This window comes from Sodalis sp. RH21, assembly GCF_047324175.1.
GTDB lineage: Bacteria > Pseudomonadota > Gammaproteobacteria > Enterobacterales > Enterobacteriaceae > Acerihabitans.
The window spans coordinates 3,096,136-3,122,115 of sequence record NZ_CP178732.1 but is presented as its reverse complement, the minus strand read 5'-3'; the positions used below and the strand labels follow the sequence as shown (position 1 = coordinate 3,122,115).

Genomic DNA, 25,980 nt, shown 5'->3' with positions numbered 1-25,980 from the left:
TTTTAACGATTTGGCTTACGCTTTAAGTCGATGTCTTTCACTTTTGGTAAGGTTCATATTATGCAAAGCAACGCATTGCTCTCACGAGTCCTGCTTATAATAACGGCATTATTCGCCGCGCTGAGCGGCTTATATTTGCTGATTGGGGGGATTTGGCTGGCCACGCTGCACGGCTCGCCGTATTACATTATCGCCGGCCTGGTGCTGCTGTTCACCGCCTGGCTGCTGTATCGCCGCCGCGCCGGCGCGCTGCTGCTATATGCGGTTTTCCTGCTCGGCACCACGGTTTGGGCGCTGTGGGAAGCCGGCCCCGATTTCTGGGCCCTGACTCCGCGCCTGGACGTCGTGTTCTTTTTTGGCCTGTGGCTGGTGCTGCCGTTTATCTGGCGCCGCCTGGCGGCGAACGGCCAATTTCCCCGCGCCGCCCTGTCGGCCTCGCTGCTGATTACCGTCATCGTGCTGGTCTATGCCGTGTTTAACGATCCGCAAGAGATCGACGGTACCCTGAGCGCAAGTCAGGCGCCCGCGCCCGCCGCCGGCATCCCCGACGGCGACTGGCCCGCCTACGGGCGTACCCAGGAAGGAACCCGCTACTCGCCGCTGAGCCAAATCACCGATAAAAACGTGAGCCAGCTGCAGGAAGCCTGGACTTTTCGCACCGGGGATATGAAAACCGCTGCCGATCCGGCGGAAATCACCGACGAAGTCACGCCGATCAAGATTGGCGATATGCTGTACCTGTGCACCCCGCACCAGAAACTGTTCGCCCTGGATGCCGCCACCGGTAAGGAAAGGTGGCATTTTGATCCGCAGCTGAAAACCGATCCGTCATTCCAGCACGTGACCTGCCGCGGCGTGTCTTATTATGCCGCGCCAGCCGCCGCCGCGGGTTCCGCTACGCAGGGTTCGGGAACAACGCCGGCGGCCTGCGCCCGCCGCATTCTTTTGCCGGTTAATGACGGGCATCTGTACGCGCTGGACGCGCAAACCGGCGAGCCGTGCCGGGATTTTGCCGATAACGGCAAGCTGAACTTGCAGGATAATATGCCGTTCGCCAAGGCGGGGGCCTACGAGCCGACGTCGCCGCCCATCGTCACCGGTAAAACGATCGTCATGGCCGGCGCGGTGACCGATAACTACTCCACCCGCGAACCGTCCGGCGTGATCCGCGGGTTTGATGTCAATACCGGTAAACTGCTGTGGGCTTTCGACACCGGCAGTAAAAACCCCAACCTGATACCGGAAGGAACGCAGCAATACACGCCGAATTCGCCGAACTCCTGGGCGCCCGCGGCCTATGACGCCCAACTGGATTTGGTGTATCTGCCCATTGGCGTGGCCACGCCCGATATCTGGGGCGGCAACCGCACCCCGGAAATGGAACGTTTTGCCAGCGGCCTGCTGGCGCTTAACGCCACCACCGGCCAACTGGCCTGGTTCTATCAGACCGTGCATCACGATTTATGGGATATGGACGTGCCGGCGCAGCCCACCCTGGCGGATATTACCGACAGCGGCGGCAACCGCGTGCCGGTGATCTATGTTCCGGCGAAGACCGGCAATATTTTCGTACTGGACCGCCGCACCGGGAAAACGGTGGTGCCGGCGCCGGAAACCCCGGTACCCCAGGGTCCGGCCACCGGGGATCGGCTGTCGCCCACGCAACCTTACTCCGAGTTGACCTTTCGTCCGCAGCAAAAGCTCAGCGGCAAGGATATGTGGGGCGCCACGATGTACGATCAACTGATCTGCCGCGTGATGTTCCACCAACTGCGGTATGAAGGCCCGTTTACGCCGCCTTCCGAGCAGGGCACCCTGGTGTTCCCGGGCAATCTGGGCATGTTCGAATGGGGCGGTATCTCGGTGGATACCCAGCGGCAGGTGGCCGTGGCCAACCCCATGGCGCTGCCGTTCGTCTCCAAGCTCATCCCCCGCGGCCCGGGTAATCCGATGGAACCCGACGAGGGCGGCAAAGGGGGCAGCGGGTCGGAAGTGGGCATCCAGCCGCAGTACGGCGTGCCTTACGGCGTGACGCTCAATCCGTTCCTCTCGCCGCTGGGTTTCCCCTGCAAACAGCCGGCCTGGGGATATATCTCCGCGGTTGACCTGAAAACCAACGATATCGTATGGAAAAAACGCATCGGCACCGTACGCGACAGCTCGGCGATCCCGCTGCCGTTCAAGATGGGGATGCCGATGCTGGGCGGGCCGATTTCCACCGGCGGCAACGTGGCGTTTATCGCGGCTACCGCGGATAATTATTTACGCGCGTTTAACGTCTCCAACGGCCAGGCGCTGTGGCAGGCGCGTTTACCGGCGGGCGGACAGGCCACGCCCATGACCTATGAAGTCAACGGCAAGCAATATGTGGTGATTGCCGCCGGCGGCCACGGTTCGTTCGGTACCAAGCTGGGGGATTACCTGATTGCCTATGCGCTGCCGGACCAGAAATAACGCCGCAGTTTGATGATGATTTCCCTGGCGTAAAAGAGGCTCTCAGATGAGGGCCAGGCCAGGGCGTCCCCTATATTTCCGCCGGCGGTGCGCGTAAGCCCGCCGGCTCCCATAAATAATGCGTTTCCCGTCCGATTACGCCATTTGTTCCAGCGCGTGCTCCACATATAAATATCCGATGCCCATGATTTGCTGGGCGCGGCTCAGCGTGCCCAGCCCGACGTGGGTGGCCATGATTTTAACGCTGTCGGTCCGATCGAAGGGATTTAGCCCCGTTTGTTCGCGTACGGTATTGAGCCACGCATCGCCGAAACCACAGCTGCGGCCATATAAATAAATATGATTGATATTCAGAATATTAAGAAAATTATACAGGCTCAGGCCCAGCGCGCGGGCGGCCCGCATCACCATGGCCCTCACCGCCGGGTCGCCTTGATGATAGCGGTCGATCAGCTCCTGGGTCGAGGGCGTGCGCGGCACGGTTTCGTCATTGGCCGGCCGTTGCGCCATCAGCCAGCCGCGGGCCTGGTTTTTCATGGCCGACAGCGACGCGACGGTTTCCAGGCAGCCGTGGCGGCCGCAGGAGCACAGGCTGCCGTCCGGATCGATAATCGCGTGGCCGATTTGTCCGCTGCCGAACAGCGTGCCGCGGTAAATCTGCTGGTTAATCACAAACGACGAGCCGATGCCGTAATCGACATTGATCACGCAGAAATCGTGCTGCTCGTGCTGATGTTGCCACTTTTCGGCCAGCGCCAGCATGACGCAGTCGTTATCCAGCAGCAGTTCTGTATTAAGCCGCTCTTCGAGCAAGTATTTCATTTCAATGGCGCTGTTCCACGGCGCCTGGGGCATGTTTTGCGACACGCCGGTGGTGGGGTTCACCTGGCCGTGCACCGACAGCGCCAGCTTGATCGGCACATCGCGATAGGTTTTCCGGTACCCATGGAATAATTTTTCAATTTGCGCCAGCAGGGCCTCCGGCGTTTTAACCGCGATGTCGGTGAGCTGGAAAGGGCTTTGCGGCGTAATCAGGCTATCGGTCAATATGCTTTCAATCCGATACGGCGAAACGTTCATGCATAGGATGCACGTCCCATCCACCGCCGCCTGATAACTCCCGCCCCCCAGGCCGCGCGCATGCAAGTTTACCGCGCTGTGGCTGATGCGTCCTTCGGATTGCAGGTCGGCCAGGATTTTCCCCACCGCGGGAATCGACAATTGGGACAGCCGCGACAGCGTTGATTTGCTGGCGGTTTTCTCGCGATAGAGCAGCGTCATCATCACTTTTTTATTATATTGACGGACCCGCTGGTTGTTTAATCCTTTGCTCTGCATTTACTAAACCCCGCTTACTGAATTGCGTGACGGTAGCTGATCCTTGCGCCGCTTGCACTAGGTAGACTCACAAAACAACCTTTTCAGCGGCAATCAAGTGAGAGGATGCGATGAGCGCAACCGTAAAGATTTGGCAGGAACAGATTGAATTACCGACCTATCTCACGGGTAAACAAGACACTCACCCGATGTTTCTGGCGCATCGCGTCTATCAGGGATCGTCCGGGGCGGTTTATCCCTACGGCGTGACCGATACCCTGACCGGCGAGAAAACGCTGCGGCCCTACCAGGCACTGTATCTGGAAAATGATTACCTGAGAATCATGCTGCTGCCGGAGCTGGGCGGGCGCGTACACCGCGCCTGGGATAAAGTGAAGCAGCGCGATTTCGTTTATTATAACGAAGTGGTGAAACCGGCGCTGGTGGGCCTGCTCGGGCCGTGGATCTCCGGCGGCATCGAATTCAACTGGCCGCAGCATCACCGTCCCACCACCTATATGCCGGTGGATTTTACCCTTCAACCCGGCGAAAACGGCGCGCAAACCGTCTGGCTCGGCGAAGTGGAGCCGATGCACGGTTTGCAGGTCATGACCGGCTTTACGCTTTACCCCGACAAAGCCCTGCTGGAAATCAGCGCCAGGATTTACAACGCCAACCCGACGCCGCGCCACTTCCTGTGGTGGGCCAACCCGGCGGTGAAGGGGGGCGATGACCATCAAAGCGTATTTCCGCCGGACGTGACGGCGGTATTCGATCACGGCAAGCGGGATGTTTCCTCGTTCCCCATTGCCACCGGCACCTATTACAAAGTGGATTATTCGCGCGGCGTGGATATCTCCCGCTATAAAAACATCCCCGTGCCGACCTCTTATATGGCGGATAAATCCGCTTATGATTTCGTGGGCGCTTATAGCCACGACGAACAGGGCGGCTTATTGCATGTGGCCGATCATCATATTTCCCCGGGGAAAAAACAGTGGACCTGGGGCAACTGCGCCTTTGGCAAGGCCTGGGATCGCAACCTGACCGACCGCAACGGGCCTTATATCGAGTTAATGACCGGCGTATTCACCGACAACCAGCCGGATTTCACCTGGCTCGATGCCTATGAAGAAAAGCGTTTCGTGCAGAATTTCATGCCCTATAGCGGGTTGGGCACGGTGCAAAACGCCAATACCGACGCGGTGATCAAGCTCGAACGCAACGGCAGCCAACTGGAGTGGGGCGTGTATGCGGTAGGCCCCTTGCCGCGGGCGCGGGTGATGATTTCATCGCCGGACGGCGGCGAAGGACTGGAGGATCAACTGCTGGTGGATCGGGAAATCACGCTCCGGCCCGGCGACGTGCTGAAAGCAACGCTGGCAGGGGAATTCGCGCCACGCCTGACGCTGCGCCTGCTGGATAGCCGCGGGCGCGAGCTGCTGGCCTATACGGAACATCTGCAACAAGAAACCCCGCTGCCCCAGCCCGCGCAGGCGCCGCTGCCGGCCGGCGAAATCGCCTCCACCGATGAAGCCTGGTTTATCGGCCAGCATCTTGAGCAGTATCATCACGCCAGCCGTTCGGCGCTGGATTATTACCGGCGCGGCGTAGAGCTGGACCCCGGGGATTATCGCTGCAATCTGGCGCTGGCGACGCTGGCCTACAACCGGGCGGACTTTGCCGGGGCCATCGCCTGCGCGAATACCGCGCTGCGCCGGGCGCACCGGCTGAATAAAAATCCCCAATGCGGCCTGGCCAGCCTGATCCGCGCCTGCGCCCGTGAACAACTGGACGATTTCGCCGCGGCTTATGAAGATTTTTTCCGCGCCGTCTGGAGCGGAAACGCCAAATCCGCCGGTTATTTCGGTTTGGCCCGCCTGGCCACCCGGCGGGAAGATTACGCCGCGGCGCTGGATTTCTGCGAGCAGGGACTGGCGAGCCAGGCCCGCCACTACGGGCTGGTCGCCCTGAGAGCCCTGCTGTTATCGCTAACCGGCCAGCCGGCGCGGGCCTATATCGACCGGCAGTTGGCCCACTATCCGCTGCATTACCTCCTGCATTATCTGCGCTACCGGCTGGAGCCGGACGACGACGCCCGCCAGGTATTGCTCAGCATTACCGGCGGGCGGGGGGAAAACGCCCTCAATATCGCCACCCAACTGCTCTCGTTCGGCCGCCGGGATTTGGCGCTGGACGCGCTGCGGGTGCTGGACTGCCGGGAAACGCTGCCCCTTTATTTACAGGCGTCCCTGGACCCGGCGGCGGCCGAAGCCTTAATCAGCAAGGCGCGGCTGGCGTTCCCCGCCAACGTGCGCTTCCCGAATTCGCCGGCGGAAGTCAATATGCTGTCCGGCTTTACCCACGACGCGTTTGCCCAGCATTTGCTGGCCAGTTTCCATTACAGCAAAGGCAATATTTCCCAGGCGGTAGCCCATTGGCAACGCTGCCTGCGACAAGAGCCGGATTTTGCCGACGCCTGGCGCGGGCTGGGCATCTATGCCTGGAATAAACAGCATGACGCCGCCGAAGCGCGCCGCTGCCTCGACGCCGCGTTCAGGCTTGATCCGCAGGATGCCCGCCTTCTTTTTGAACTGGATTTACTGCACAAACTCACCCAAACGCCGCCGCAGACGCGCCTGGAATTGCTGGAGGCCCATTTGCCGGTGACGCTGCAGCGCGACGACCTGGCGGCCGAGCTGCTTTGCCTCTATAACCTGTGCGGCAAACTGGATGCGGCGTCGGCGCTGCTCACCGGGCGCCGGTTCCACCCGTGGGAAGGGGGCGAGGGGCGAGTTACCGGCCAATATGTGCTCAATGCGCAGCTCCAGGCGCTGTCGCTGCTGGCGCACGGTAATGCGCGGGAGGCGCAGGCCCGGTTGCTGGCGGCGCTGGATTACCCGCCCAATCTCGGTGAAGGGCGCCTGGTAGGACAGACCGATAACGATCTCTATTATTGGCTGGGCGTGTGCGCCCGGCAACTGCGGCAAGACGACCAGGCGCGCGGTTATTTCGCCCGGGCGGCGGCCGGCGAGCGGGACCTGGGCGAACGGCGCTATTACAACGATCGGCCGGTTGATTACCTGTTCTACCAGGGCATGGCGCTGCGCCGGCTTAACCAGCATGAGCAGGCCGACGCCCTATTTGCCGACATGCTGGCCTGGTCTCTGGATGGCGGCCGGCAGCCGCTGGAAACCGATTTTTTCGCGGTGTCCCTGCCCGATTTGCTGGTGCTGGACGCCGATCGGCAAAACCAGCAGCGGGAACATCGGCTGCTGGTCAAGGCCCTGGCCCGGCTTGGCGCCGGCGATGACGCTTATAGCCAGACGCTGCGCGAGGTACTTGTTCTCAACCCCGCCAATAGCCAGGCCCGGTTCTTTTTACAATACGGCGATGCGGTCGGCGTTTACTAATCTGTGTTTAGTTTAATCCGTGATCGTTATAAGTATCTGCGCAGGGGTGATGGACTACCCTGGTTCCAGCGCAACAAATTGCATACATAAAAAATACAAACGCTAACGATATCTTACCCAAGTCCCTGTTACACGGAGAATTCTATGTTAAAGATAATCAAAGGAGTCGCTCTGGCCGGCGTTATGCTCGCCGGCCTGTTCGCGGCTTCGGTTACCCAGGCGCAAACCAAAAAGGATCTGACCATCGGGGCCATTTATCTCGATACCCAGGGGTATTACGCCGGCGTCAAATGGGGGGTGCAGGATGCGGCGAAAACCTCCGGCAGCAACGTTAACCTGATAGAAACCAACGCCCAGGGCGATATTTCCAAGGAAAGCTCGTTTATCGATACCCTGGTGGCGCGCAACGTGGATGCCATCATCCTGTCCGCGGTATCCGAGCAGGGCAGCCGCCGCGCGGTGCAGCGCGCCAGCGACGCCAATATTCCGGTGATTTGCTACAACACGTGCATCAGCCCCGGCGGGGTGGAAAAATACGTTTCGGCCTATTTAGTCGGCGATCCGCTGGAGTTTGGCCGTAAGTTGGGCAGCGCCGCCGCCGACTACTTCGTGGCGCAAAAAATAACCGCCCCTAAAATCGCGGTGATCAACTGCGAGGCGTTTGAAGTGTGCGTCCAGCGGCGCAAAGGTTTTGAGGAGGCGCTGAAACAGCGGGTGCCCGGCATGACTATGGTGGCCAACCAGGAAGGGACCGTGCTGGATAAAGCCATTTCCGTCGGCGAAAAACTGCTGATTTCCCAGCCCGCGCTGGACGCTATTTTCGGCGAATCCGGCGGCGCCACCCTGGGCGCGGTCAAAGCCGTGCGCAATCAGAATCGCGTGGGTAAAACCGTGGTGTTCGGGTCCGATATGACGACGGAAATCGCCCAGGAACTGAATAAAAACGAAGTGCTCAAGTCGGTGGTGGATATCTCGGGCAAGAAAATGGGCGGCCTGGTGTTCGCGCAAACCCTCAATGCCATCAATAAAACCCTGCCGGCGCAAAAAGTCACCCAAGTGCCCATCGATTTATACGTGACGGCGGAACAGGCCAAGGGCTGGCTCGACACCCATCAGGACGGTTTACCTTAACCCCGGGGCAGAGGCGCCACTATGTCAATACATGCAGCTTTTAACGATAGCGCTACCGCTGGGGACATCGTCGCATCCATCCGGGGCGGCTATAAGCAATACCCTGGGGTGGTCGCGCTGGAGGATGTGGATTTCACCCTGCGCCGGGGAGAGATCCGCGCTCTGCTCGGCAAAAACGGCGCGGGTAAATCGACCCTGATCCGCATGCTGACCGGCAGCGAACGTCTCGATCGCGGCAAGGTTACCCTGGGCGGCGCCGCGCTGTCGGGGGGCGACGCCCAGCTCACCCGCCGCGCCGCGGAGCTGGGCGTGCGGGCGGTCTATCAGGAACTGAGCCTGGTGGACGGCCTGAGCGTGGCGGAAAACCTGTACCTGGGGGAATGGCCGCGCCGCGGCGGCATGCTGGACGCCAAGGCGATGATTCGCCAGGCCGAACATTGCCTGGGGCATCTGGGAGTGGATATCGATCCGTTAATCCCCGTGTCCCTGCTCAGCCCGGCCCAGCAGCAGTTGGTGGAAATCGCGCGGGTAATGAAGGGGCATCCGCAACTGGTGATCCTGGATGAGCCCACCAGCTCCCTGGCTTCCAGCGAAGTGGAACTGGTGATTGCCGCCGTGAAGTCCATGGCGGAGGTGGGTATCGCGGTGATTTATGTCAGCCACCGCATGAATGAAATCCGCCGCCTGGCGTCCAGCGCGACCATCATGCGCGATGGCCGCGTGGCGGGCAATGTCGATCTGGCCGATACCACCACCGGGCAAATCGTCGCCCTGATGCTGGGGCACGGCGATCACCAGGACCGCTTTGTCACCGAACCCCGCGGCGGCGGGCCGGTGCTGCGCGTCAGCCGGCTTGGCGTGGCGCCTAAACTGCGTGATATCAATTTTACCCTGCATCGCGGCGAGGTGCTGGGAATCGCCGGGCTGCTGGGATCGGGACGCACCGAATTGCTTAAAGCGCTGGCAGGGCTGGAGCCGCCGGATCAGGGGACGATAGAAATCGACGGTACGGTGATTAACCGGCCGGATTATACCCGCATGCTGCAAGCCGGCGTGGGCTACACCCCGGAAAACCGCAAGGAAGCGGGCATCATGCCGCTGCTGGGGGTGGATGAAAACACGGTGATGACCAACCGGCACCGCATCAGCCGCTGGGGCATTTTGCAATGGCCAAAAGTCCGGCATTTTACGCGGGAAATCATGGACCGCATGCGGATCAAAGCCGCCGACACCACCACGCTTATCGGCACCCTGTCGGGAGGCAACCAGCAAAAAGTGGTGATCGGCCGCTGGGTCTATGCCGAAAGCCGTATTTTGTTATTGGATGAACCCACCCGCGGCGTGGACGTGGAGGCCAAGAACCAGATTTACCAGATTGTCCGCCAATTGGCGGCCGAGGGAAAAAGCATCATTTTTGTCTCAAGCGAAGTCGAGGAATTACCGCTGGTGTGCGACCGGGTTTTATTGTTGCAGCAGGGCACGCTGACCAAAACGCTTATTTCGCCCATCAAGATGGATGAATTGATGGCCGAAATATTGGCCTCGCACTAGATCCTTAACCACCCATTCCAACCACCGTAGCGATCAACGGACTGAACTGGAGCAGGAGCCATGAAAATGACGACGACCACCTTACCTTATTCGTCTGAAAAGAAGAGCCGGCGGCGGGCCTTTATTTCTCAGCATATCAACGCTATCGGCCTGCTGGTGGTCATAGCCTTGTTATATTTGGCCTTCACCTCATATGCGCCGGGGTTTATTTCATTAAACAACCAGATGAACGTCCTGCGGGACGCGGCCACCATCGGTATCGCGGCCTGGGCGATGACGCTGGTGATTATCGCCGGTGAAATCGACGTCAGCGTCGGGCCGATGGTGGCGTTCGTCTCCGTATGCCTGGCGTATTTGATGCGCGCCCAGGTGCCGCTGGCATGGTCGCTGCTGGCGGTGATTATTCTGGGCGCCGCGCTGGGCACGCTGGCGGGATTTTTGCGCGGCTGGTTTAATGTGCCGAGCTTTGTGGCCACCCTGGGGCTATGGAGCGCGCTGCGCGGCCTGGGCCTGTTCATGACCGACGCGCTGCCGGTGCCCATCGATGAAAACGCGGTGCTGGACTGGCTTGGCGGCCAGGCGGCGGGTATTCCGGTATCCGCATTGCTGATGCTGATCCTGTTTGCGGTGTTCTTGTTTGTCAGCCGTAAAACGGCGTTTGGCCGCTCGGTATACGCGGTGGGCGGCAACGCGTCGGCGGCGCAGCTGTGCGGCATAAACGTCAAGCGCGTGCGGGTGCTGATTTTTACATTATCCGGCGTACTGGCGGCCATCACCGGCATTTTGCTGGCGGCAAGGCTCGGGTCGGGCAATGCCGGCGCGGCCAACGGCCTGGAATTCGACGTGATTGCGGCGGTGGTGGTGGGCGGCACCGCGCTGTCGGGCGGACGCGGCTCGCTGCTGGGCACGCTGCTCGGCGTGCTGGTGATTACCCTGATTGGCAATGGCCTGGTATTGCTGGGCATCAATTCCTTTTTCCAGCAAGTGGTGCGCGGCGTGATTATTGTCGTGGCGGTACTGGCGAATATTCTGCTCACCCAGCGCAATGCGCGGGTGAACGTTAAAAAATAACGAGGGAAATTATGAAAACGATGTTGGCGGCCTATCTCCCCGGCAATTCCAGCGTGGAGTTGCGCGAGGTGGCTATTCCGCAACCGGGCATTGGCCAGGTGTTGATTAAAATGAAATCCTCCGGGATTTGCGGCAGCGATATCCATTATATCTATCATCAGCACCGGGCCACGGCGGCGGCGCCGGATCGGCCTTTATACCAGGGGTTTATCAACGGCCACGAACCCAGCGGCCAAATTGTGGAGACCGGGGCCGGCTGCCGGCATTTTACCGCCGGCGATCGGGTGCTGGTATACCATATTTCCGGCTGCGGATTTTGCCCGAACTGCCGCAAAGGGTTTGCGATTTCCTGTACCGGCAAGGGCAAGGCGGCCTACGGCTGGCAGCGCGACGGCGGCCATGCCGAATATTTACTGGCCGAAGAAAAGGATCTTATCCATTTGCCGGATGCGCTGAGTTACGAAGACGGCGCGTTTATCTCCTGCGGGGTCGGCACCGCCTACGAAGGTATTTTGCGCGGCGAGGTTTCCGGCAGCGACAACGTGCTGGTGGTCGGCCTCGGACCGGTGGGCATGATGGCCATGATGCTGGCGAAAGGGCGCGGCGCCAAACGGGTGATCGGCGTTGATGTCCAGCCGGAACGGCTGGCGACGGCGAAAACCCTGGGACTGATGGATCGCGGGTTCCTGGCCGGCGGCGAGGACCCGATCCCGGAAATCCAGGCGCTGACGCGCGGGGGAGTGGACGTGGCCCTGGATTGCTCGGGCAATGCCCATGGCCGTTTGCTGGCCCTGCAGGCGTCCGCCGACTGGGGGCGGGTAGTGTATATCGGCGAAACCGGCAAGGTGGAATTTGAGGTCAGCGCCGATTTGATGCACCACCAGCGGCGCATTATCGGCTCCTGGGTCACCAGTTTGTATCATATGGAAAAGTGCTGCGGCGATTTGCAGGATTGGCGCCTCTACCCGCATACCGCCATTACTCATCGTTTCTCCCTGGAGCAGGCGGGAGACGCTTACGCGCTGATGGCCAGCGGCAAATGCGGCAAAGTGGTGATAAATTTCGCCGATTAATCCTGGAGGCGGTATGGCGCTCTTTTCCCTTCAAAATCAGCAACTGGCCCTGACGGTATCGTCACGGGGCGGGACGATACTGCAATTGCTGGCGCTGACGGCCGCCGGCGACGTGCCGCTGCTCCGTCCGGCCGAGTTAAGCGACGAGACGGACGCGTTGCGCTCCGGGTGCTTCCCGCTGGTGCCGTTTGGCAACCGGGTCAATGGCAACCGGTTCAGCTTCCAGGGGCGGCAGTACGCCCTGGCGGCCAATACCGATTGGGATCAACACTACCTGCACGGGGACGGCTGGCTAAACCAGTGGTTATGCCTGGAGCAGGCGCCGGACGCGCTGCTGTTGGAATATGTGCATACGCAGGGGGTGTACCGCTACCGCTACCGCGCCCGCCAGCGCTTCACCCTGACCGGCGCCACGCTGGCCGTTGCCCTGAGCGTCACCAACCTGGGGGAAGACACCCTGCCGTTTGGCCTGGGCTGGCATCCCTATTTTCCGCTGACGGAGCACACCCGCTTACGGGCCAGCGCCGCGGGCTACTGGAGGGAAGGGGAACAATGGCTGGCCGGGGAACACCGGGACGGGCTGCCGGCGGATAGCGATTTCAACGCGCCGCGCGTCTTGCCGCGCCGCTGGGTGAATAACGGATTTTCCGGCTGGGACGGCCAGGCCCGCATCGAATGGCCGGAGCGGCGGCACGGGCTTACGCTTTGCACCGAGCCGGCGTGTCCGGTCTATTTTGTTTTTGTCTCCGACCCGGCCTTTGATCCGGGTTATGACTTTGAGTTTTTCTGTTTTGAACCCATGAGCCATGCGGCCAACGGCCATAATCTGCCCGATCTGGGCGGCATGACGGCGCTTGCCCCGCAGGAGACGCTGACGCAAACGCTGTCTTTGGTTTCGCAGGCCGGCGTGTGACGCGGCGCCGGCGACTAACCGGCTATTGACCAATAAGACAGGCCGCGTAAGCGGCCTGTCTGCTGAGATGGCTGCGCGGCGCGTGCTTTTCGGGATTAAAAGACGTTCCGGTACAGTTTTTGGATATCGTCGACGTTGGTTTCCCGCGGGTTGCCGCCGGTACAGACATCCGCGAATGCCGCCTCGGCCAACGCAGGGATATCGGCTTCCAGCAAGCCTACGTCGCGTAGCCGGGCGGGAATATTGACGTCCTTGCACAATTGCTTGACGGCATCGATGGCCGCCTTGCGCGCCTGTTCGATGGGCAGGGACAAGGCTGCGTCGACGCCCATCGCCACGGCGATATGACGGAACTTTTCGCCGGTCTGCGCGGCGTTATATTCCATGATATAAGGCAGCAAAATGGCGTTGGCCACCCCGTGCGGAGTGTTGTAAAACGCCCCCAGCGGGTGCGCCATGCCGTGCACCAGCCCCAACCCGACGTTGGAAAACCCCATGCCGGCCACATACTGGCCCAGCGCCATATCTTCCACCCCCCGGGCTTCGCCCTTCACCGAGGAGCGCAGGGAGCGGGCGATAATTTCAATCGCCTTGATATGGAACATATCGGTCAGTTCCCAGGCGCCCAGGGTGGTATAACCCTCGATGGCGTGGGTCAGCGCATCGATGCCGGTGGCGGCCTTCAGGGACGCCGGCATACTGGCCATCATATCCGGGTCGATAATCGCCACCAGCGGAATGTCGTGGGGGTCGACGCAAACGAACTTGCGGCGGTTTTCCTCATCGGTAATCACATAGTTGATGGTGACCTCGGCGGCGGTTCCCGCCGTAGTGGGGATGGCGATAATCGGTACGCTGGCCTGGCTGGTGGGGGCTACGCCCTCCAGGCTGCGCACGTCGGCAAAGTCGGGATTGCGGGTAATGATGCCGATGGCTTTGCTGGTATCCTGGGGCGAACCGCCGCCGATGGCGATCAGGTAATCCGCGCCGGCGGCGTTAAATGCCGCCACGCCGCGCGTCACCACGGCGATGGTGGGGTTGGGCATCACTTCGTCAAAAATGGCATAGGCCAGGCCGGCGGCGTCAAGCAGCGCGGTGACGCGGGTCGCGACCCCAAAGCGGATCAGGTCTTTATCGGTGACGATAAGCGCTTTTTTGTAACCCCGGCTGCGGGCCTCATCGACGATATGGGCAATGGCGCCCTTACCGAAATAAGACGTTTCATTGAGTATGATTCGATTTGTCATAATAAGCCTTTATTAATTTTATATAACGAATGCGGTTAAGCCCATCAGGATAGAGAATCATTATAAATTCCGGCGCCGGGGTATTCCTTCCCATGATTGCCACAATAAAGGCAGGATGGCAGTACGATAAAGAAAGGCGAGATAACGGTCACAAAATAAAGGTAAACATTACTATCGCCTCGCCGCAGGAAGCGGCGAGGCGGCGTGATATACCCTGCACGCCGCCGCGCAGGGTATATGGCCAACACCGAAAAAATCGCCATGCGGCTATTGGCCGACATGCGCAAGTAGCTTCGTAGCTTCACGCCGGTCAGGGCGCCTGCGTGCCGCGCAGGCTGTGCATAAACGGGTTGATATCGGTGAGCCGCTCCAGGGACCAGCACTGTTCCACCAGCGCCGCCGCGCGGGTGGCGTCCATGATGCCGCCGGCCGCATTGGTCAGTTTGTCCGACAGATCCCGATCGCTTAGCGGCGCGGCCGGCGTGCCCCGGTTGCGCAGCACTTCATACGATGATAATTGGCCGTTGGACCAGGTGAGGGTGAGGCGGCAGCCGCGTTTGTCGATGGACGGGTCCGGGACGATCTGGACCAGATCGCGCAAATGGGCGATAGCGGGATCGCGTAACGTGCGGTCATCGAAATCGCTTAATCCCAGACCGCGGCGGGAGAGGGCCACCGCCACGCAATGCGCCGTGCTGAACCTGGCTTGCGAAGCGGTAAGCGGATGCACCACCGCCGTCACCGCGGCGGAAAAAGGATGCATCTGCAACACAATCTCGGTCACTTCCCGCCGGGCCGCAAAATCGTCCGCCGCGGAGCTCGCCGCTTCGATGGCCGGATGCGTGAGCGAGGCCGTGGGGTAGAGCTTGTTGCCGTTGCTGAGCAGGTGCCACAGGGTATGCAATCCCTCGGTCAGCAATTCATCGGCCGGTTTTTGACTGACGGCGCGCAGCAATCCGCGCTGGCCTTCAATCGCCGTATCCGTGGCGGTAAAGCCGGTTTCGGCCAACAGCGCCGACAGCACCCCGTCCATGGCCGCTTTCCCCGGCGGCAGCGCTTTACTGTCGCTGCCGTAGACTTCGCGCACGCCGGCCGCCTGCGTGACGCTGCACCCCAGCGCGTGGGTCGCCGCCTCCGGCGACAGCTTCAGCGCATTGGCCGCGGCCGCGGCGGCGGCCACATGCCCCATGGTGCCGGTAACCTGCCAGGCGCTTTGATAGTGGGTGGTGCCCGCCGCCCGGGCCACCCGCGCGCCGGTTTCAAAACCGGCGACGTAGGCGGCGATCGCCTCCTGTCCGCTCAATCCGCGCAGTTGCCCGATGGCCAATACCGCAGGCCACAGGCATGAGCTTAAATGAATCGTCGTTTCGATGGGATTAAACACATCGTCGAAGTCCAGCAAATGCGATGCGTAGGCATTGCCGAGCGCGGCGAAAGCGGCATTGGCGGTCATGGGGGTGCCGACGATGGTAGCCGGCCCCGACTGGTCCAGGGCGGCAATGACCTGACGCACTTTGCGCGCGCCGGGCTGAGCTGACCCCGCAATCGCCGCCGCGCTCCAATCTACCAGGGCGCGCTTGCAGTAATGCACCACATCCGGCGGCAGCGCCGCGTAGGTGAGCGAGGCCGCAAAGGCGCCGAGCTGCCGCGTCTTGGTGGCCGGCCGGGGTATTTCGGTCATATCAGCAGACATATCAATGTTTCCCTTTAAGCAACGTGATTAATTGTTGAATATCTTGACTGTACTGGCTCATTCGTTGTTCCAGCTCGCTGCCGGTAACAAACTCCGTCCGATCGCCTTCCTCCTGCATATATTTTTCCCAGTCCGGGGTCTTGACCAGTTTGGCGAAAATATCCCGGTAATAAGCCACGGTTTCCGGTTTGGTGCCGGGAGGCGCGGCGATACCGCGAAATTGCAATTGATCGGGAATGCCCTGCATGGGGATACCCTGTTCGGCCAAGGTAGGGACGTCGGGATATTGTTTGCTGCGCGCATCGCCCAGCACGCCGATCAGGCGCATTTGCCCGGCCGCCACCTGTTCGGAAAAATCGGTCTGCGCGCCGATCATTATCTGGGCGTCGCCGCGCAGCAGGGAGGTAATACGCGGGCCCCCGTCCGAGAAGGACAGGTATTTCCAGCTGGTGCCCGTATTCTCCTGGATTTTCAACGCGGCAAGATTATCGACGGATTGATAGGCGCCCCCTACCTGCACCAGTTGCCCCGGATTGCTTTTCGCCGCCGCGATGAAATCCGCAAAGCTGTGATAAGGGGAATTGGCCGGCACCGCCACGATTTGCTGTTCGTCCGCCAGCATGGCGACGATGGTTAAATCCTTGACCGTGATGGTGGCGTTAGGCTCCGTAAAGCTGCTCGATACCCATTTCGAGGTAAACGCCGAAATGAAATTGGGCTGTCCTTTTTTCTCGCCCATGAAATTCATCGCCCCCAAACCGCCGCCCTGGGGGCGGGACAATACCGGCCAGTTGTCGGTCAGGATATGGTTCTGGCGGGCGATTTTTACAATCTGGCGGGCGAACAGATCGCTGCCGCCGCCCGGTCCGGTGTCGACCACGAATTGCACATTGCTGGGTTTGCCCGCCTCTTGCTGGTCGTTACACGCCATCAGCATCGCCGTGAATACGCCCACGACGGCAAGCCATATCAACCGGTGTAATACCTTGGTTCTCATATTGCCTCCTGATTATTCTGGTGCCCTGCGCATGTCCGCCGCGGCGGACATGCGCGTTAGAGCGTGGACATGACCTTGCGCCGCTGCTTCATCCGGCTATAGACCGAAAACGCCACTACCAGGACGATGGCGCAAAGAATACCGGCGGAGATCGGCCGTTCGATGAAAATCGACAGTTTATTATTGGAAAGCATGAGCGATTGCCGGAAGGCCAATTCGGCTTCCGGCCCCAGGACGAACGCCATCAGCATGGGCGCGGCCGGCACCGATAAGCGCCGGAACAAATAACCGAAGGCGCTAAAACCCATCAGCAGCCACACATCAAAAATCGACCCCCGCACGCTATAAGCGCCCACGACCGCCAGCAGCAAAATAATCGGATACAGCAGCCAGTAGGGAATGCGCAAAATCTGCACCCACAGGGGAATCATCGGCAAGTTCAGGATCAGCAGGGCGACGGTGCCCAGATACAGACTGGCGATCACCGGCCAGACAATTTCCGGATGGTTGGTGAATAACAGCGGTCCGGGCTGGATGCCGTACAGCAGCAGGGCGGCCAGCATGACGGTAGTGCTGGCGCTGCCCGGTAAACCCAGGCTGAGCAGCGGGATCATGGTGCCGCCGCATTCGGAATTATTCGCCGCTTCGGGCCCCGCCACCCCTTCGATGGCGCCGGTACCGAATTTCTCCGGGTGCTTCGACGTATTCTTGACCATGGCGTAGGACACGAAGGAGGCGATGGTCGACCCGCCGCCCGGCAGCGCGCCGATAAAAAAACCGACCAGCGTGCCGATGGCGATGGCCAGGCGCGACTCCTTGATATCCGCCCAGGTGGGCAAATATTCCCGGAAATGCTTTGGCGCCGCCAGGGGCTTGGCCTTTTCCATTTTCTTGCCGGTATTGATCAGCACTTCGCCCACCGCGAACAGGCCCAGCGTAACCACTAAAAACTCGATGCCGTCGTACAAATTCACGCTGCCGAAGGTGAACCGCTGGGCGCCGGAAAAAATATCAGCCCCCACGGTGGACACCAGCAGCCCGCAAAACATGGAAATCAGCCCTTTTACCGGCGACTTGCCGGCCATGGAGATCACCAGCAGCAGGCCGAAAATCATCAGCATCGCAAATTCCGGCGGGCCGAACTGCACCGCCATCCGCGCGGCCAGGGGGGCGGCGAACGTCAGGCCTATCACGCCGATGGTGCTGGCGATAAACCCGGAAATCGCCGACATCCCCATGGCCACTCCGGCGCGGCCTTGCTTGGCCAGTTCGTGACCGTCGTAGCACAGCACCACTGAAGACGTTTCGGTGGGGATATTAAGCAAAATAGCGGTGGTGGCGCCGGCGAATTTGGCGCCGTGGTAGATACCGGCCATCATGATCAGGCCGGTGGTCGGCGGCAGGCGTAACGTAAGCGGAAGCAGAATGGCCAGCGTTGCCGCGGGATTACCCAGGCCCGGCAGAATGCCGATCAACGTACCGAGGAGCGCGCCCACCACGATCCACAGCAAATTGGTAAAGGATAATGCCGTCACAAAGCCGTCTAACATATTATAAAGTAGGGACATTAGCGTTCTCTCTTTTTTATATCGTCAGATTCCCAATATGCCCAGACCTAACATTCCGGTCGGCAGTTCAATACTGAGTACCTCGACGAAGAGGAGATAAATCGCGATGGGGACGGCTATCAACGCGACGTAGGAGGCCCAATTGCGTCGTTTTTCCACGAAGATCAGCAGATAGGCCATGAGCAGCATGCCGGTAAGCACAAAACCGATGAGGGCAAATAACGGAACCGCAACCACATAACCGATAAATACCGCCACGGTGCGCCGCGGGAAAAAATGCTCCGTGGCCTCTTTCGGATCCGGTTTGCCGTGGGTTTTCGTTTCGATGGGAGTGACAGCGCCAACCGCGCGTACCTCGGGTGCGCCGGGGTGCAGGCTTTGCCAGACGAGCAGTATTCCCAATATCACCAGGACCGAGGCAATAATCCGCGGCAGGAAGCCGGGACCGGGAACATTGTTCAGGTAAAAAGGCATTTGCAATGAAATAACCAGCACTGCGGCCGCCACGATAATTACTACGGTTCCAAAAGCAACATCCGCACGACGCATTCCCTACCTCCGCATAACAGACATGATTTCTTTATTACAGACAATATGGCGAGATATAAGAGATATGGTTGTGAGTGTCAAGAACAGTTGCAACTGGGATGACGACAATGTGATGGAAGTGTCTTTTCCGGCGGGCTCACCATCGAAAATCAGGTTTCCCGTCAGCCAGGGCGTGCAAAATGAAAACGGCATGGCCGGTATCAACCCGGTCATGCCGTGTAAAGCGGGAAAATTGGCGTTAGTAGGTTATGTTGCGAAACTGCTGGCGCATGTCTTTTAACACCTGGACGATATGGGTCTGGATGCCAGGGTGCATGCGGTTTTCCGGCATGGCGACGGCAATCGAGGCCACCGGGCGATCGAGGGCGTTCACCAGGGCGACGGCCACCGAACCGACGCTTTCGTCGTTTTCGCCATGATTGACCGCGTAACCCTGGATACGGACTTCGGCCAGAACCTGTTCCAGCACGTCCAGGGAGCTAATCGAATTGGCGGTTATCTTGACCAGTTCCTTACCGGCATACAGCATGCGCACCTGCGCCGGGGTAAGCTCGCCCAGCAGCGCCTTGCCCGCGGACGTGCAGTGCGCGGGCAATACCTGGCCGGTGCGGGCGATGACGCGCAGGGCATGGCCGCTTTCAATCGCATCGATGTAACGTACCTGATCCCGTTCGAGGGAGACCAGATGCACCGTTTCGCCGAATTCGTTCGCCAGTTTTTCCAGAAACGGCCGCGCCTGCATGCGCACGTCCATTTTTTGCACCGCCGCCAGGCCGATATCCACCAGCATCGGGCCCGGCCGGTATACCCGGTTTTCATCCTGACAGACAAACCCGCGGTGGATAAGCATCGCCAGCAACCGGTGGGCGGTGGAATGGGCCACCCCTAGATAATTACAGGCATCCGTAAGCCGCAGACTTTGTTGCTCCCGGAACAGCAGCAGCAGGCGAAGCGCATTATCTACTGAAGCAATCGGGTAGCTGGGCAACCTGCCTTCGCCGGGATTGTGAACCTCGCGCAATGATGACCTCTATATGGTTATTTTCTGTATGACAGACAATATTGGCAACTTTACCGGCTTTTGTCCATGGGAGCAATGCAATCCCGCCCAACCACGATCCGGCGCCTTAGTCCGGCTTTCTCCCTGGAAGTTTAATGCTTAAGGTTATTTTGCGGGCCGCTTTGTTAAAAATGTGATCTGCGCCATGGGTAGAGCATACGGCCCCTTGTCTGTCTTGACTTCACTTTACGTCCGTAGCACTATCCATTTTGTCTTTAGACAAGACAAAATTTCTTCATATAAGACATTGTTCATGTAGAGGAGAACTGGGATGCGAATTCGCCATATGGGTGTGGTTACGAAAGATCTTGAAAAAGCAGCAACTTTTTATGAAAAGGTGCTCGGTTTCAAACGCCTCGGGCCCGTGCGGACCCCAGGGCATTACCCGGGCAAAGCCATTGACATGAGCGACGGCGAAGTTAACTACTCGCTGTTATGCCCCGACGAGCGCGTGGCGATGGCTCCGTGGGCGCAGGGGACCCTGGGTCCCAATCATATCGGCGTCGAAACCGATAACATCACCGGCGTGATTGAAGCCCTGAAAGAGTTTGGGATTGAAATCTATGGCGAGGACAAGCAGCAAGTGCCGCCGCGTTTCTTCAAGTTCCTGGACCCGGACGGCGCCGAGATCGACGTGGCTACCATCGAACGTAGCTGGAAGTTCTGAGTTTTGACCCGGTAATCGCGGTAGAAAAAAGAGAGGAGAAGTGGCAATGCAAAGGCGACGAACTCGGCATTGCCACTCTTTACCCCGCTGGGTGGCAGTACTGGTCGCCTTTGCCAAAATAGGAACCACCGCGTTTGGCGGCGGAAGCGCCACCATTGCCGCCATACGGCAAGCCTGTTTGCGCCACGGCTGGATGAACGCGGATGCCTTTATTGAAACCGTCGTACTATCGCGCCTGACCCCCGGTATCAGCATTCTCGCACAGGCCGTGCTTGTCGGCCGCGTCGCCGCCGGCGTGCCCGGCATTTTCGCCGCCCTGATCGGACTGCTTACGCCCGCCCTCGCCATTACGCTGGCTTTGGCGAAACTCTACGAAACCATCGGCGGTTTGCCAGCCACCGCGCTGCCCCTGCATACCATCGTTGCGACGGCCGCGGGCTATGCCATTGCCTTGACGCTGCAACTTATGCGCGATATTTTCCGCGGTCACCGTTTCGCGCCCACCGCGGCTATCCTGATTGTCTACGCCTGCCTGGCGTTTCTGATTGCCAATCCGCTGATTATCATGGGCATCGCCATAACGCTGGCCCTGCTGTTTCCCGCGATATTCAGCGACGCCGCCGCGCCGCCGCCGCCCGGCCAGCCACCCCGTGACGATGGTGAACCATGAGCCTGGAACATCTTTTTGTGTCGATACTGATCGCCAGCCTTATCGGTTTCGGCGGCATGAGCTCCTTGCCCATCCTGCGCGGACAATTGCAAAACGCGGGGCTGCCGGCCGACAGCCTGCTGTTGAATTCCCTGGCGATCGGGAACATCGCGCCCGGTCCCAACGGCTTGTATCTGGTGGTGGTGGGATATTTCGTCGCCGGCGTCAAGGGGGCGTGCGTGGCCGCACTGGCTATCCTGCTGCCGCCGTTTTTGGTGATCCTGCTTGAGCGCATCCGCAAACGGCTGTTGCCGCTGCGCCGCTTTCGCGCGGTGATGCACTCGCTGAGCCTGGCGGTGGTCGCCTTGTTAATCCCCTCAAGCGTGGCCCTGGCCACGCACGCCGCCACGGATATCCTGGGGATGGCGATGGTGGCCATGGGCACCACGCTATTGCTTTTGCGGGCCCCGCCGCTAGCCGGCATCGGCATCGCGCTGCTGGTGGGGCTGGTTGCCAACTACCTGCCGTAATGGCGGCGGCCGGGTTAACGGCAACTGCGGGCCAGGTTATCGACATAGCGCGTTAAAAAGTTATCCGCGTGCCGGCTGCTCAACTGTTCATCCAGCACCAAATACGCCGCGCCGTACAATGCGCTGTCCGTCCGGGCGACGCGCAGCACGATTTGCAGATCGCGGGTCGCCAGCGGCAGGCAGCGCTGGTACACCAATTCGCGAACGCCGGACAACAAAAACTCGCCGCACCGCGCCAGCGTTCCGCCGACCACGATCAGGCTGGGGTTGAGGATGCTGACGACATTGGAAGTGACCTCGCCGATGGTCTGGCCCGCTTTTCTGATATACATAATGGCTTCCGGCACGTTATTTTCCACCAGCGCCACCACATCCCGGGCATTGCCGGCCTGATGGCCCATCTGCGTCAAATCCCGGCCGATGGCCCAGCCGGCGGCGCGCGCCTCGACGCAGCCGAATTTACCGCACCGGCACAGCGGGGCACAATCGCCGGCAAACTGGATATGGCCGATATCGCCCGCAGCCCCCCGGGCGCCGCGGAAAATCCTGCCGCCGGTAATAATGCCGCTGCCGATCCCGGTGCCGACTTTAATGAAAAACATCTCGTTCACCTGGGGAAAGTTATGGCGGTGTTCATAGATGGTCATTAAATTGACATCGTTTTCCACATACACCGGCGCGGTAAACCGGGTTTGCAAAAAAGCCGCAATATCGAATTCATCCCAGCCGGGCAAAATTGAAGGGCCGACCACGCAGCCGCGTTCGCTGTCCACCGGCGTCGGCAGGCTCAGGCCGATCCCGGCCAGCACGCGCGTTTCATCCCCCAGGCCCCGGGCGAGGGCCGCGAAGCGATCCGCGATCAGCGTTAATGTTGCCTGGGGGTTCTGCTTCTCGCTGAACGCAACCGTCTCCTGGGCCACGATGGCCGGCTGCAGATCCAGCGCCGCCAGATGGATACGGGACTCGCCGATGCTCGCCGCCAGAATATAACCGGCCGTGTGATTGAGGCCCAGCACGCGGGTAGGGCGGCCGCCGCTTGGCATGGTGTCCGCGGTTTCCCTGATCAGCCCCGCGGATAATAATTCATTCAGGCGCTGGGTCACCGTCACCCGAGATAAACCGCAGGCGTCCAGGATTGCCGCCCGCGAGGTCGCCGCTTTGTTGGCGATCAGGCTATAAATTTCGCCTGAATTAAGCAGCGTGCCGCCATCAACGTTCGTAGACCGCCGTTTTTCCAATTGCCTTCTCCTGATTTCAACCGGGTGCCGATCAACGGATCGATAATTTGATAATGATCGCACTTATGAATAAAAGTATACATATGTTTGTTGACTTAAATCAACATCTGAACTTATCTATGGCTATCTGAACCAACGCGGACCCGTCTGATGAATAACACAGTTGCGTACGCTCCTTGGCCGAAGCCCGGCCCCGGGGGCGCCTCCAGATGATGACCAGCCTGTTTCTTATCGGCCTTGATTATGGCTCGGAATCGGCGCGCGGCGTGCTGATTGACGCCGCGACGGGGGAACAGATAGCCAGCCGGGTTCATCCCTATCGGCATGGCATCATGACCCACAGCCTGCCGGGGGGACGCCGGCTGCCCGATGCCTGGGCCTTGCAGAATGCGGCGGATTATCTCGACGCCGCCGACGATATCCTAGGCAGCCTGGGGCGAAACCGCAACATCGCCGCCATCGGCATCGGTTTCACGGCCAGTTCCCCGCTGCCCGCCACCGCGGACGGCCGCCCGCTTTCGCAGCTGTACCCCGACGAGCCCCATGCGTATGTCAAACTCTGGAAGCACAGCGCCGCCCAGCCCTACGCCGATGAGATCAATCGGCAGGGGGGCGCGTTCCTGGCTAACTTCGGCGGCAAAGTGTCGGGCGAATGGCTGCTCGCCAAAGCGGCCCAGGTCGAGCGCGAAGCGCCGCATATCTGGGCGCGGGCGGATCGGTTTATCGAGGCCGGCGACTGGCTGGTGTGGCAATTGACGCAGCGGGAAATGCGCAGCCTCGATTTCGCCGCCTATAAAGCCCAGTACACGCCGACCCTGGGCTACCCCGTCGAGGCGAATCCGGGGCTGGCGCGGCGTCTGGGCGCGCCGGTCCCGGTCGGCAGCGCCGCGGGCGCATTATCCGCCGAATGGCGCCGCCGCACCGGCATCGGCGGCCATCCCATCGTGGCCGTGGCCGTCATTGATTCCCATGTGGTATTGCCCGCGGTGGGGGCCATCGGGCCGCACACGCTGGTGGGCGCCCTGGGCACCTCGGCCGCGTATCTGCTGCTAAACGATAGCGGCGGACCCTTGCCTGCCGGTATCGAAGGCATGGCTGAAAACGGCGCGCTGCCCGGCCTATGGTGTTATGAGGCCGGCCAGGCCGGGTTCGGCGATATCCTGGCCTGGTTTGTCCGCGCCTTTCCCCGGGGCGTGGATCTGGCGGAAAGCTTTCAACGCTATAACCACGACGCCGCCGCGCCGGCGCGCAACCGCCTGGTGGCGCTCGACTGGTGGAGCGGCAATCGCGTGCCCTACGCCGACTCTCATCTGAGCGGCCTGCTGGTGGGGCTCAATTTAACCACCACGTCGACGGATATTTACCGGGCGCTGCTCGAATCCCTGTGTTTCGGCACCCGCTCAATCCTCGATCTTTTCCAGGGGGGCGGACTGCCGGTGGATCGCATTTTGCTGACCAGCGGTTTATCGCAGCGTAATCCGCTGCTGATGCAAATGATGGCGGACGTGCTGGGCCGGCCGATCGAGATTCCACTGATCCGCAATCCCACCGCGGTTGGCGCGGCTATCCACGGCGCGGCCGCGGCCGGCATCGTTGCCGATTTTGCCGAGGGGGCCGCGCGCTTCGGGGCGCGCCAATATCATATTCACCACCCGGAACAAGCCAGGACGCAGGCGTACGAAACCCTGTACCGGGAATACCGTCAGTTGACGGGCGATGATCAAATCCATCGAACCATGCACCGGTTGGCCGCCGCGGGCCCGGCGCCGGATGGGGTTGACCCCGCCGGACAGGCCCGGCGCGGCTAAACAGCAGCCGTTGCGCTAACCGGCATCGGCAAAAATCAATCGTAACCAGTCGGAGAAGATTATGTCGAAAAACATTAACTGGAGATTATGCTCCGCAGCGCTGCCGATCATGATGGCGCTGGCGGCGATGACGGCGCCAGCCGAGGCCCAGGACGCTAAATTCCTTATCGGTGTGGTCGAACAGCAGTTATCCAACCCCTTCTTTGCCAGGCTGCAGCAGTCCGCCGTGGACGAAGCCAGAAAAAAAGGCCTGGCCACGATGACCGCGGCGTCGAATGCGGCGGGGGATTCCGATACCCAGATAGCGGCGATAGAAAATATGATTAATCGCGGCGTCAAAGGCATCGTACTTGACCCGGCCAGCCCTTTCGCCTTGCGCAATGTGGTCAAAAAAGCCCGTGACGCGGGCATTATCGTGATTACCACCAATACGTCGCTTTCGCCGGAAACGGCCGCCGATGCGTCCTATGAAACCGATAACCTCGCAGCCGGCGAACTGATCGGCAAATGGGCCAAGGCTCGGCTCGGCGCGGCCGACGCCCGGGTGGCGCTGCTGGATTACGATTTGTCCGATAAAACCTCCAAGGCGCGCCATGACGGCTTCCTCAAAGGTTTTGGCCTGGCCGAGGGCGCCCCGGCGATTGCCGGCACCGCGCTGACCCAGGCCAATGTCGAAACCGGGCAATCGGCCATGGAAAACCTGCTGGCGGCGCACCCGGATATCAATGTGGTTTACACCATTAACGAGCCGACGGCGCAGGGCGCGTTCTTGCCTATCAGGAAGATGAAAAAAGAGGTGGTGCTAACGTCCATCGACGGTAGCTGCTCGGGAGTAAAAAGCGTCGCCGACGGCGCGATCGGCGCCACCGTTATGCAATTTCCCGCCAATATGGGCAAGCTGGCGGTCGATGCGATTATCACCGCGGTCAACGGCGGCGCCAAACCGCAGGGGGTGAATAACTCGGGGACCGTCCTTATCACCGACCATCCCGTGGCCGGCATCGCTTCCCGGGATACGGCGTGGGGCCTGAAGAACTGCTGGGGAGAGTAG

Annotated in this window: 21 protein-coding genes; 13 read left to right on the top strand and 8 right to left on the bottom strand. The window is 60.4% G+C overall.

Features of this window, described 5'->3' with window-relative positions; genetic code table 11:
• The first annotated feature begins 60 nt into the window (after nt 1–60).
• Entirely contained in the window at nt 61–2,454 is a 2,394-nt protein-coding gene (locus ACL2XP_RS14340) for a glucose/quinate/shikimate family membrane-bound PQQ-dependent dehydrogenase (protein ID WP_413733457.1), read from the top strand.
• 135 nt (nt 2,455–2,589) lie between these two features.
• Here the strand turns inward: ACL2XP_RS14340 and ACL2XP_RS14335 are convergent, their stop codons facing one another.
• Entirely contained in the window at nt 2,590–3,792 is a 1,203-nt protein-coding gene (locus ACL2XP_RS14335) for an ROK family protein (protein WP_413733456.1), read from the bottom strand.
• Between the two features lie 110 nt (nt 3,793–3,902).
• Between ACL2XP_RS14335 and ACL2XP_RS14330 the strand changes: the two genes are divergently transcribed.
• The 6 genes from ACL2XP_RS14330 (at nt 3,903) to ACL2XP_RS14305 (ending at nt 12,923) form a co-directional block, all read left to right on the top strand.
• Nucleotides 3,903–7,184 (top strand): DUF5107 domain-containing protein, encoded by a 3,282-nt coding sequence (locus ACL2XP_RS14330; RefSeq protein ID WP_413733455.1) that lies wholly within the window; start codon nt 3,903–3,905, stop codon nt 7,182–7,184.
• Nucleotides 7,185–7,367: 183 nt separating this feature from the next.
• Nucleotides 7,368–8,315 carry a substrate-binding domain-containing protein gene (locus ACL2XP_RS14325; protein WP_413739157.1) on the top strand — a complete coding sequence of 316 codons (948 nt, stop codon included), beginning with the start codon at nt 7,368–7,370 and terminating at the stop codon, nt 8,313–8,315.
• Between the two features lie 21 nt (nt 8,316–8,336).
• Nucleotides 8,337–9,866 (top strand): sugar ABC transporter ATP-binding protein, encoded by a 1,530-nt coding sequence (locus tag ACL2XP_RS14320; RefSeq protein WP_413733454.1) that lies wholly within the window; start codon nt 8,337–8,339, stop codon nt 9,864–9,866.
• Between the two features lie 66 nt (nt 9,867–9,932).
• Entirely contained in the window at nt 9,933–10,937 is a 1,005-nt protein-coding gene (locus tag ACL2XP_RS14315) for an ABC transporter permease (RefSeq protein ID WP_413733453.1), read from the top strand.
• Nucleotides 10,938–10,948: 11 nt separating this feature from the next.
• Nucleotides 10,949–12,010 carry a zinc-dependent alcohol dehydrogenase family protein gene (locus ACL2XP_RS14310; RefSeq protein WP_413733452.1) on the top strand — a complete coding sequence of 354 codons (1,062 nt, stop codon included), beginning with the start codon at nt 10,949–10,951 and terminating at the stop codon, nt 12,008–12,010.
• Between the two features lie 13 nt (nt 12,011–12,023).
• On the top strand, nt 12,024–12,923 hold the full coding sequence (locus ACL2XP_RS14305) for an aldose 1-epimerase (protein ID WP_413733451.1): 900 nt from the start codon (nt 12,024–12,026) through the stop codon (nt 12,921–12,923).
• Between the two features lie 95 nt (nt 12,924–13,018).
• Here the strand turns inward: ACL2XP_RS14305 and fucO are convergent, their stop codons facing one another.
• From fucO to ACL2XP_RS14280, 5 genes are all read right to left on the bottom strand, one after another.
• On the bottom strand, nt 13,019–14,170 hold the full coding sequence (fucO, locus tag ACL2XP_RS14300) for a lactaldehyde reductase (protein WP_413733450.1): 1,152 nt from the start codon (nt 14,168–14,170) through the stop codon (nt 13,019–13,021).
• 310 nt (nt 14,171–14,480) lie between these two features.
• Nucleotides 14,481–15,863 carry an MmgE/PrpD family protein gene (locus tag ACL2XP_RS14295; protein ID WP_413733449.1) on the bottom strand — a complete coding sequence of 461 codons (1,383 nt, stop codon included), beginning with the start codon at nt 15,861–15,863 and terminating at the stop codon, nt 14,481–14,483.
• Between the two features lies 1 nt (nt 15,864).
• The gene (locus tag ACL2XP_RS14290) at nt 15,865–16,860 is read right to left on the bottom strand and encodes a Bug family tripartite tricarboxylate transporter substrate binding protein (RefSeq protein WP_413733448.1); all 996 of its coding nucleotides are present in this window, start codon (nt 16,858–16,860) and stop codon (nt 15,865–15,867) included.
• 56 nt (nt 16,861–16,916) lie between these two features.
• On the bottom strand, nt 16,917–18,428 hold the full coding sequence (locus ACL2XP_RS14285) for a tripartite tricarboxylate transporter permease (RefSeq protein ID WP_413733447.1): 1,512 nt from the start codon (nt 18,426–18,428) through the stop codon (nt 16,917–16,919).
• 24 nt (nt 18,429–18,452) lie between these two features.
• Nucleotides 18,453–18,977 carry a tripartite tricarboxylate transporter TctB family protein gene (locus tag ACL2XP_RS14280; protein ID WP_413733446.1) on the bottom strand — a complete coding sequence of 175 codons (525 nt, stop codon included), beginning with the start codon at nt 18,975–18,977 and terminating at the stop codon, nt 18,453–18,455.
• A gap of 70 nt (nt 18,978–19,047) precedes the next feature.
• On the opposite strand from ACL2XP_RS14280, the gene ACL2XP_RS14275 reads away from it, so the two are divergent.
• Nucleotides 19,048–19,257 (top strand): hypothetical protein, encoded by a 210-nt coding sequence (locus ACL2XP_RS14275; protein WP_413733445.1) that lies wholly within the window; start codon nt 19,048–19,050, stop codon nt 19,255–19,257.
• On the opposite strand, the gene ACL2XP_RS14270 is transcribed toward ACL2XP_RS14275, so the two are convergent.
• Nucleotides 19,216–19,998, bottom strand: a complete 783-nt coding sequence (locus ACL2XP_RS14270) for an IclR family transcriptional regulator (protein WP_413733444.1) — start codon at nt 19,996–19,998, stop codon at nt 19,216–19,218. The genes ACL2XP_RS14275 and ACL2XP_RS14270 overlap by 42 nt on opposite strands.
• 310 nt (nt 19,999–20,308) lie before the next feature.
• On the opposite strand from ACL2XP_RS14270, the gene ACL2XP_RS14265 reads away from it, so the two are divergent.
• From ACL2XP_RS14265 to ACL2XP_RS14255, 3 genes are read left to right on the top strand one after another with little or no spacing between them, the layout of a single operon-like run.
• Nucleotides 20,309–20,704 (top strand): VOC family protein, encoded by a 396-nt coding sequence (locus ACL2XP_RS14265; RefSeq protein WP_413733443.1) that lies wholly within the window; start codon nt 20,309–20,311, stop codon nt 20,702–20,704.
• Between the two features lie 46 nt (nt 20,705–20,750).
• A complete protein-coding gene (locus ACL2XP_RS14260) occupies nt 20,751–21,374 on the top strand; it encodes a chromate transporter (protein WP_413733442.1) in 624 nt (207 codons plus the stop codon).
• A complete protein-coding gene (locus ACL2XP_RS14255; protein WP_413733441.1) occupies nt 21,371–21,883 on the top strand; it encodes a chromate transporter in 513 nt (170 codons plus the stop codon). Before ACL2XP_RS14260 ends, ACL2XP_RS14255 begins: the two co-directional genes overlap by 4 nt.
• Nucleotides 21,884–21,897: 14 nt before the next feature.
• On the opposite strand, the gene ACL2XP_RS14250 is transcribed toward ACL2XP_RS14255, so the two are convergent.
• Nucleotides 21,898–23,121: an ROK family protein gene (locus tag ACL2XP_RS14250; protein WP_413733440.1), complete on the bottom strand. Its 1,224-nt coding sequence runs from the start codon at nt 23,119–23,121 to the stop codon at nt 21,898–21,900.
• Between the two features lie 209 nt (nt 23,122–23,330).
• On the opposite strand from ACL2XP_RS14250, the gene ACL2XP_RS14245 reads away from it, so the two are divergent.
• Both ACL2XP_RS14245 and ACL2XP_RS14240 read left to right on the top strand, forming a co-directional pair.
• The gene (locus tag ACL2XP_RS14245) at nt 23,331–24,929 is read left to right on the top strand and encodes a ribulokinase (RefSeq protein WP_413733439.1); all 1,599 of its coding nucleotides are present in this window, start codon (nt 23,331–23,333) and stop codon (nt 24,927–24,929) included.
• A gap of 61 nt (nt 24,930–24,990) precedes the next feature.
• Nucleotides 24,991–25,980: a substrate-binding domain-containing protein gene (locus ACL2XP_RS14240; RefSeq protein ID WP_413733438.1), complete on the top strand. Its 990-nt coding sequence runs from the start codon at nt 24,991–24,993 to the stop codon at nt 25,978–25,980.